The sequence below is a fragment of the Sphingomonas phoenicis genome (assembly GCF_047238005.1).
In the GTDB taxonomy this organism is placed as follows: Bacteria; Pseudomonadota; Alphaproteobacteria; order Sphingomonadales; family Sphingomonadaceae; genus Sphingomonas.
On sequence record NZ_JBDFMC010000004.1, the window covers coordinates 62,054 to 69,821 of the forward strand.

The window sequence follows — 7,768 nt, forward strand, 5'->3', positions numbered from 1 at the left end:
TAAGCCAAGGGCCGCCCTTTTGAGGCGGCCCCGACCGTTTAGTTCCCTCGCGGGAAACGGACACTCCCCGAGGGGGAGGCCGCAGATGCCTCCCGATATAGAACCCGCTACTGAAGATTCAACTAATATCTAATCGCTCCAGGGCGGCCCCTCAGGCCTCCGGCGCCGGTGTCGAGGGCACGGGCAGCCAGGCGAGTGCCACCCGAAGGATGCCGTCAAACTCGGCTTCCGTCATCCGCGCTATGCCGCCCTTGTCCGGCACGAGCCGGCTGACCGCTACCGTGGTCATCTTGTCGCAGATCGCGAACGCCGCGCGTCCGTCAATGGTGGTTTGGAGCGGGACTGCCCACTGATTACCTGGCTGCGCCTGCGTCGAACACGGGATCACCGTCACCGCTCCATGCAGCGTGTTCCGATACGAAATCACGATCACCGGCCGCCGCTTCCAAAACTCCGGTAGCTGCGCGTCCTGAGGGAAATCGCACCAGAAGAGCTGACGGATCTTCGGCGCACCCTTCAGGCGCGGCGCCACCCGAGGTGGCGCTTCCTGAATGTGTGCATTCACGCGTCATCATCCTTGACCAGGCGCAGCTTGGGAGCCCCTTTTCGGTTCTGACGGATCTTCTTGATCTCGGACTTCTCCTTGATCTCCGCGATCTTTTCATCCGCAAAGGGTTTGGCCGCCTCGATCAGGCCGTCGAGATGGTAGATGTTCGTCCGGCTCCCCTGGTCGGTTCGGCGCTCTTCGCGCCGGATGTATCCGGCAGCCTCCAGACTGGCGATGTGCTTCTGGATCGTGCGCGGGTGGACATTCATGGCCTGCGCCATGGTGCTCTTGGACGGGTAAGGTTTCCCTTCAGCCGTCCACCATTTGCTCGCCAGATACAGCACGATGTTGAGATCGAGCGGTTCGAGACCAAGCTGACGTTGGTTCTCGATGATAACGCTCGGCAGCGCCGTCCAACCCGCATCCATCAGCGGCTTGGTCCACTTCTTCTCGTTCGTTCGCAGATCGGAGCTGCTGTCAGTTTGCTTCTTGGCCGCCATGGGGCTATTCCTTTCTCCCGGCGGATATGCCCCTCGCGCGTAGGGGGTTCAAGTTTAGGGGGGAGCCCCGGGTGCCGCCCCCGTGAGGCGCTAGGGGCGCCCGGGGGAGCGCCTCTCAGGGCTCCGGCCGGGAGCCGGAGCGGCCCTGCAAAGTATAGCCAGTGCCCATGTAGACGTCACTCAGGGTATACCCATGGCGTATCAACCGAGTAACCGCAGGGGGGAGCCGCAACGACCTCCCCCTCGGCCGTGAATCTCACGCGAAGGCTTCGTCGGCGAGGTTGCCGTCCCGACTCTCCACGATCAGTGCCACGGTGTCTTCCCGGTCCCTCGGGTTGAACACACGGCCGACGACCGTCCAGATCGACCGATTTTGCGGATCGTTCCGATCCTGACCCGCGATCACGCCGGGATCGAGGATCGTGTCGCCGATCGCGGGCACCTGGCCGGCAAACTGCTCCACCCCATACTCGACGCCCCCGTCAAAGACCTTGCCGGTTGGGTCGCGGTGCAGGATCCGAATGCTGGTCACGCGCTGTCGCTCCGTCACGGCGTTGTGCCGATCATCCATCAACAGATCGCCCAAAGCACGCCCGCTGCCAAGGCCATGTCACGGTCCGAGGACGGGCCGTTGGCCCGGCACAGGCTCGCTGGCGCCGCGGCCCTCCCCCGGAGGCCCGCCGGCGCGGGGAACACCAAGGGCGGCTGCCCTTTCGTTCCCGAACGACAATCAGGCCCCCCGTGTAATCCGCCAAGCGCGTCACCCGACGCCCTCTGGGGCGTCGGCCGCGCTAGGGCGGCTCGCCCGCGCCAGGGACCAGATTCTCGCCCTCCCTCCCCATCCCGTTCCTCGCCGGAAAGGCAGAGCCGGTTGCTGTTGCGACCGGCTTTCAGCCTCGAAGGAAAGGAAGAGACCATGGCACGGATCACCGACAACCGGGCTGACATCTACCAAGAGATCACCGACCAGATGATCGCCATGATCGAGGCGGGCACCCGGCCTTGGTCGAAATCGTGGAACGGCAGCACCGCCCCCAACATCCCGCTGCGCTCGACCGGCGTTCCCTATCGCGGCATCAACGTCCTGACCCTTTGGGTAGCGGCCATGACAAAGGGCTATGCCTCGCCGCATTGGCTGACCTTCAAGCAGGCGCTCGCGCTCGGCGGGTGCGTCCGCAAGGGCGAGAAGGGCTCAACCGTCGTTTATGCCAACACGATCGAGGTGGACGCCGACAGGGGCGGAGAAGCCAGCGACGATGGCAAGCGGCAGGTAGCATTCCTCAAGCGCTACACCGTCTTCAATGCCGAGCAGATCGACGGCGTCGAGGCGAAGTATCCGGCCCCCGCGCCGATCCTCACCGCGACCAATCCCCACGAACGCGACTCGGAGTTGGACACCCTCTTTGCCCGCGTTCCCGTCACCGTCCGGCACCACGGATCGCAGCCTTATTATCAGCCGAGCGGCGATCACGTCGTCATGCCCGAGTTCGCCGACTTCCACACCGGGGACGACTATTATTCGACGCTTGCCCATGAGCTTTGCCACGCAACCGGCCACGTGGACCGGCTCGCCCGCCCCACCCTCATTTCCACGAAGCGGGAGGATTACGCCCGCGAGGAACTGGTGGCCGAGCTGGGTGCGGCATTCGTCAGCGGCGCGATCGGCATCAAGCTCCACGACCGGGAAGATCACGCGGCCTATCTGGCGAGCTGGCTGCAGGCGCTCCGCAACGACAAAAGGTGCATCTTCACCGCCGCGACGCAAGCGCAGGCCGCCGCGGACTGGCTGCTCAGCCGGATGAGCAACGCGGCGATGTCGGTCGCAGCGTGATGGATACGCGGCCCCGATCTTTCGTGAAACGGGCCGCGTTCCTGTTCTCCCGACCGTCCCGGGCGTGCGCGAAATCGACACTTGTAAATCAATCATCGAACCGCGCCGACCGGATGCTTTCGGTCGGTAGAGCGACGCCCAATTCGCGGGTCTCGCGCGGTTCTGTGCGCCCAATCACGGGCATAGAAGGACGAAGCATATGTCGATCAAAGGTACACTCGATCCGATCCACATTGGTGGCGGGACCCGCTCGTTGATGCGGGACAGCGGCATGTCGACAAGGGCTGGTGGGGCGTCGACGACAACAACACCCCGCATATCGGCCCCTATGGCAGCCGCGAAGCCTGCCAAGCCGCGTGCGATGCCATCAACGATGGTGACGCCGACTAGGGAACGGTCTGGAGCGACCCCGAGGGTCGCTCCAGGCTCCTATGCGCGCGCGCCGGCTTCGCTTCGCGGCACCGGCGCGCGCCTTTTCTTGTCGTCTCGCGACGTGCAGCACAGGGTGAGCGAGCCTTACCGGCCCTTCCTGATCCGAGCGAAGGCGGTCAGCCCGGCAGCCTTGTACGCCTCGAACATATCGGCTCGCTCGCCCAGCGGCGTTACTGAGACATGGGTGATCTCGCCGAGCATGTCGCAAATCCGAATGGCGGCCCGAACTGTGGTGGAAAGCCACGTGCAGAACCGCTCCATATCGGGCGGGTACACAAGATCCGTTTCGGATGAGAACATGCCGTGCTGGCCATCCTGCGCGACATAGGTGTTGATCGCTGTCTCGAGCACAAACACGTTGAGCATCACGGTGCCGTTCAGCTCGCGAATATCGGGGAGCATCCGCAGCTCGGGCCGCCACTCATAGGCTTTGGCGATCAGCGCCTCGTTGAGATGACCCCCGAAGACATTGCGGAGGTATTTCGCAAACTGAAGGTCGGCGTCGATCGCTTTCATCTGGTCGGCGAGTTCTGGTGCGTCCCGGTATATGAAGCGCATCGGTCCTTCCAAATCGGCAAGGTTCCCGAGCGCCATCAGGGCCGTTTTGATGAACGGAACCCACGTGCCCGCAGGACCGAGCTGACCTGACAGTTCACCATCTGCCGAACTCAAATCGCCGTGGATGATCCGCGATGTAAAATAGATCCTCTCGATCGGGGTCATTCGTTCTCGCCTGGTCAGTTCCCACCCGTCCAAGGGCAGCGCGCTGTTTTGCTGAGCAACCTGCCCAGTGCAAAGCGCTTTTCGGGGCAACGATCCCGGTCGGGCGCGACCCTGCCGGGCACGGCTCTATCGGCGCGTTGCGCCGATCGAGCCACCGTGCCGGCGTCTCGGCCCTGAGCGGGTGACGATCCTCGCGTAAGGTGTACCACGTGGCACACCTATGGCCGCGCCCAGCGGCGCGGACGTCGCTGGCAGGGCACCGCGGCCCTCCCCCGGAGGCCCGCTGGCGCGGGGAACACCAAGGGCTGCTGCCCTTTCGTTCCCGAAGCAAAATCGACAGCCCCGTGTGGTCCGCCGAGCGCGGCACCCGGCGCCCTTGTGGGGCGCCGGCCGCGCTAGGGCGGCCTGCCCGCGCCAGGCCATCGATTTCGCTCCTCCCTCCCCATCCCGCTCCTCGCCGGAGAGGCAGACCCGGTTGCAGCGGCAACCGGCTGCGCCTCGAAAGAAGGAGAAAGGACAATGGCTTACACCCGATACACCGGCGATCCCTATTGGAAGCGCGCGAAGTCCCCCGGCACCAGCGCCGACGGCACCCCGTACCGCAAGGGCGAGCGCGTGTTCTTCTATCCGCGCACCGGCGTCACCTACGCAGGCGGCAGCGCGAAGCGCGCCTCGGCCGAGTTCGACGAACTCGCGAGCCTCGAAGGCTGACCCCCTCCCAGTCAAATCCATCCAGATCACGGAGCATCATCATGGCTATCATCCATCCCAAGCTCGCCCAGCTTCGCCTTTCCCCGCTCAACCAGCGCCGCGTGAAGCCGTCCGCCGTCGAGGCGATGGCCGACGACATCGAAGCGCACGGGCTGTTGCAGAACCTTGTCGCCTATGAGGACGAGGGGCTGTTGTGGGTTTTTGCCGGAGGGCGGCGTTACCGCGCGCTCAAAATCTTGGTGAAGCGCAAGCGGATCAAAAGCAGCGACACCTTCCCGGTTGAGTTGCGGACCAAGGAAGAAGCCATCGAACTGTCGCTCGCCGAGAATTTCCAGCGCGAGGACATGCACCCTGCCGACAGCATCCGCGCCTTCGCCGCGCTCCGCGACACGGGCATGGACGCCGAGGAGATTGCGGCCCGGTTCGGTCAGGCGGTCAGCTTCGTCTACAAGATGCTCCGCCTGTCTGCGCTTGCCCCGGCGCTGATCGACCTGATCGCCAAGGATCAGTTGAGCCTTGAGGCCGCACGTGCGCTCACCCTCACCGACGATCACAGCCAGCAGATGAAGGTCTGGAAGGCCGCGAACGGCCACGCGCACACTATCCGCCGGATGCTCACCACCGAGAAGGTGGACACCACCAGCGGCCCGTTCCTGTTCGTCGGGCGGGAGGCTTACGAGGCCAAAGGCGGTACGATCACGGTCGACCTGTTCAGCCAAGGGGCCGAAGGCTTTGCGGACGATCCCGAGCTTGTGCGAGAACTGGCAGAAGAGAAGCTGGACGCACTCGCGGACGAGTATCGCGCTATCGGGTGGCACGAAGTCCGTGCGGCGCTCGAACGCCCTTACGACCTCTATATGAAGGGCAGCATGTACCCGGCGACGCGCGAGCCGACCCACGACGAGGCGACGAGGCTTACCGCGATCGACGCCGAGATCGAGGCCATCGCAGAGGCCGAGGGCGAGGACAGCGAGCGGATCGACCCGCTATCGGACGAGCGCGACGCGATCACCGAAGGCTTGCGCGCCTTTAATCGCGAGCAGGTTGCGGTGGGCGGCGTGGCCCTTTGGGTGTCGCATGACGGATCACTGGGCAAGAGCTTCTACCGCGCCAAGGCCGAGCCGAAACCGAAGGCGAACCACGACGGTCCCGTCCCGCTTTACAGCAACAGCCTGTTCGCCGACCTCACGCGCATTAAGACACGGGTCGTGCAGGAGGCGGTCGCGGCCGACCCGGCGCTGGCACTCGACATCGTGCTCGACAGCCTCGCGGGCCAGTTGCTCCACGGCGCGCACAGCCACCAGATGGCGATCGAGGTTCAGGCCAAGGCCGTCGCGACCGACGTGGCGCAAGAGTTGATGGCGACGAGCGACGTTCTTGCCGTGGAGGACATGATGGCGACCCGTTTCGCCGCCATTCCCGCCGAAGGCCGGTTCGAGGCGATCCGTGCCATGGGCAGCGACGACAAGATGGCGTTGCTGGCCGGGCTTGTCGCGATGACGGTGGACGGCACGGTGTTCGCGGGCGGCTCCCCCGGCCAGCGCCACCACCAATTCGAGCAGATCGTGCGCGCGAGCGGCGTGAACATCGCGTCGCGCTGGACCGCCCCCATCGGCCTGTTCGACAAGATGCGCCGTGCTGCGATGATCGACCTGTTGCGCGAGGAAGTGGGCGCGTCGAGTGCCGAGAATTGCGCCACCATCAAGAAGAAGGCGGACCTTGCCGTGAACGTGTCCGAGCGGTTGCCCGCCCATTGGCTTCCCGCCCCGCTGCGGATCGGTGCCTTTGACCGAGCGGAGCGCGAGCCGGAGGAATGCGACGCCGACATGGACGAGGACGGCAGCGAGCAGGAGGGCATGATCGACGAGGAAACGGCCTGAACAGCAAAGCTGGGGGTCCGGTGATAATCGGACCCCCTTTCCTCTCCTGACGAGCGCAAGGCGGCCCGTCGCCCCGGCGCGCCAGCCCTGGCGGGCTGGCGCGCCGGCTGCCCTTTCAGGTCCGCGTCGCGCCGCCCGACACGAGGTCGGGCGGCGCCGTGGCGACTTCCTTGCCGATCGGGTGGTGCGGCTCACCGCCAGCGGCCTTGTGGCGCGGTCGCGATGCTCGACAGGTCCGTCGTCGTGTCGACCGGCACGCCGGCCTGTTTGCGCTCCGAGTAGCGTTCTACGAGCTGCGTCGCGTGTGGCCGTAGCAGGACCGTGAAGCGGACCAGCTCCTCCATCACGTCGACGATGCGGTCATAATAGCTCGACGGCTTCATGCGTCCGGCCTCGTCGAACTCCTTGTAGGCCATCGCGACCGACGACTGGTTCGGGATCGTGAACATCCGCATCCAGCGGCCGAGCAGCCGCAGCGTGTTGACGGCGTTGAACGACTGCGATCCGCCAGACACCTGCATCACCGCGAGCGTACGGCCCTGGGTCGGGCGCATGCCCTTCATCTCGAGCGGCAGGTGATCGATCTGCGCTTTCATGATGCCGGTGATCTGGCCGTGACGTTCCGGGCTGCACCAGACTTGGCCCTCGGACCACAGCGCCAGTTCGCGCAGCTCATGGACGGCCGGGTGATCGTCTCCGGCCACTTGGTCGGGGAGCGGCAGTGTCGAGGGATCGAAGATCCGCGTTTCCGCGCCGAATAACTGCAGCAGGCGTGCCGCTTCCTCCGTGGCGAGCCGCGAGAAGGAGCGCTCACGCAAGCTGCCGTAGAGCAGGAGTATCCGAGGTGCCGGATCAAGCGGCCCGAGCCCTGTGGCGGGCCGCGCGCGGATATAGGCTGGATCGAGTGCCGGCAGGAGGTCGGGATCGGTGAGCGTACGAAGCGGCATCAAAGAGCTTTCACGAGAAAGGTGGCCGACGCCGGGCAGAGCGCGGTGAACTCGCGCGAGGCGGCAACCGCAGGCGGCGCCGCAGCGCGATCGGCCTCTGCATAGCCGTTCACCCGGAAAAATGGCGCCGCGGTGTCGGTCAGAAGGTGGAGCCGCTCGGCGCCGAGCCGGCGCGCCTCGCCCTCGAGCAGCGCCAG

8 protein-coding genes and 1 pseudogene are annotated in these 7,768 nt (G+C 65.4%); 3 read left to right on the forward strand and 6 right to left on the reverse strand.

The window, feature by feature from the left end; genetic code table 11:
• Positions 1–151: 151 nt before the first annotated feature.
• The 3 genes from ABC319_RS18750 to ABC319_RS18760 form a co-directional block, all read right to left on the reverse strand.
• Positions 152–565, reverse strand: a complete 414-nt coding sequence (locus ABC319_RS18750; protein ID WP_066706755.1) for a type II toxin-antitoxin system PemK/MazF family toxin — start codon at positions 563–565, stop codon at positions 152–154.
• On the reverse strand, positions 562–1,047 hold the full coding sequence (locus ABC319_RS18755; RefSeq protein WP_413071792.1) for a helix-turn-helix domain-containing protein: 486 nt from the start codon (positions 1,045–1,047) through the stop codon (positions 562–564). The genes ABC319_RS18750 and ABC319_RS18755 overlap by 4 nt, the downstream gene beginning before the upstream one ends.
• Before the next feature lie 256 nt (positions 1,048–1,303).
• Positions 1,304–1,633 carry a hypothetical protein gene (locus tag ABC319_RS18760; RefSeq protein WP_206542365.1) on the reverse strand — a complete coding sequence of 110 codons (330 nt, stop codon included), beginning with the start codon at positions 1,631–1,633 and terminating at the stop codon, positions 1,304–1,306.
• A gap of 330 nt (positions 1,634–1,963) precedes the next feature.
• Between ABC319_RS18760 and ABC319_RS18765 the strand changes: the two genes are divergently transcribed.
• The gene (locus tag ABC319_RS18765) at positions 1,964–2,878 is read left to right on the forward strand and encodes an ArdC family protein (protein WP_413071793.1); all 915 of its coding nucleotides are present in this window, start codon (positions 1,964–1,966) and stop codon (positions 2,876–2,878) included.
• 516 nt (positions 2,879–3,394) lie between these two features.
• Here ABC319_RS18765 and ABC319_RS18770 read toward each other — a convergent pair.
• Positions 3,395–4,033 carry a hypothetical protein gene (locus tag ABC319_RS18770; RefSeq protein ID WP_413071794.1) on the reverse strand — a complete coding sequence of 213 codons (639 nt, stop codon included), beginning with the start codon at positions 4,031–4,033 and terminating at the stop codon, positions 3,395–3,397.
• 519 nt (positions 4,034–4,552) lie between these two features.
• Between ABC319_RS18770 and ABC319_RS18775 the strand changes: the two genes are divergently transcribed.
• Together ABC319_RS18775 and ABC319_RS18780 are read left to right on the forward strand one after the other, a co-directional pair.
• Positions 4,553–4,744, forward strand: coding sequence for a hypothetical protein (locus ABC319_RS18775; protein WP_071838556.1), 192 nt, complete (start codon positions 4,553–4,555; stop codon positions 4,742–4,744).
• A gap of 41 nt (positions 4,745–4,785) precedes the next feature.
• Positions 4,786–6,624: a ParB/RepB/Spo0J family partition protein gene (locus ABC319_RS18780; RefSeq protein WP_085809873.1), complete on the forward strand. Its 1,839-nt coding sequence runs from the start codon at positions 4,786–4,788 to the stop codon at positions 6,622–6,624.
• Between the two features lie 191 nt (positions 6,625–6,815).
• Here the strand turns inward: ABC319_RS18780 and arsH are convergent, their stop codons facing one another.
• Positions 6,816–7,571, reverse strand: coding sequence for an arsenical resistance protein ArsH (arsH, locus tag ABC319_RS18785; protein ID WP_041043294.1), 756 nt, complete (start codon positions 7,569–7,571; stop codon positions 6,816–6,818).
• Positions 7,571–7,768 (reverse strand): annotated as a pseudogene (locus ABC319_RS18790) (arsenic resistance N-acetyltransferase ArsN2); the annotation flags it as partial. The pseudogene ABC319_RS18790 and the gene arsH, both read right to left, overlap by 1 nt.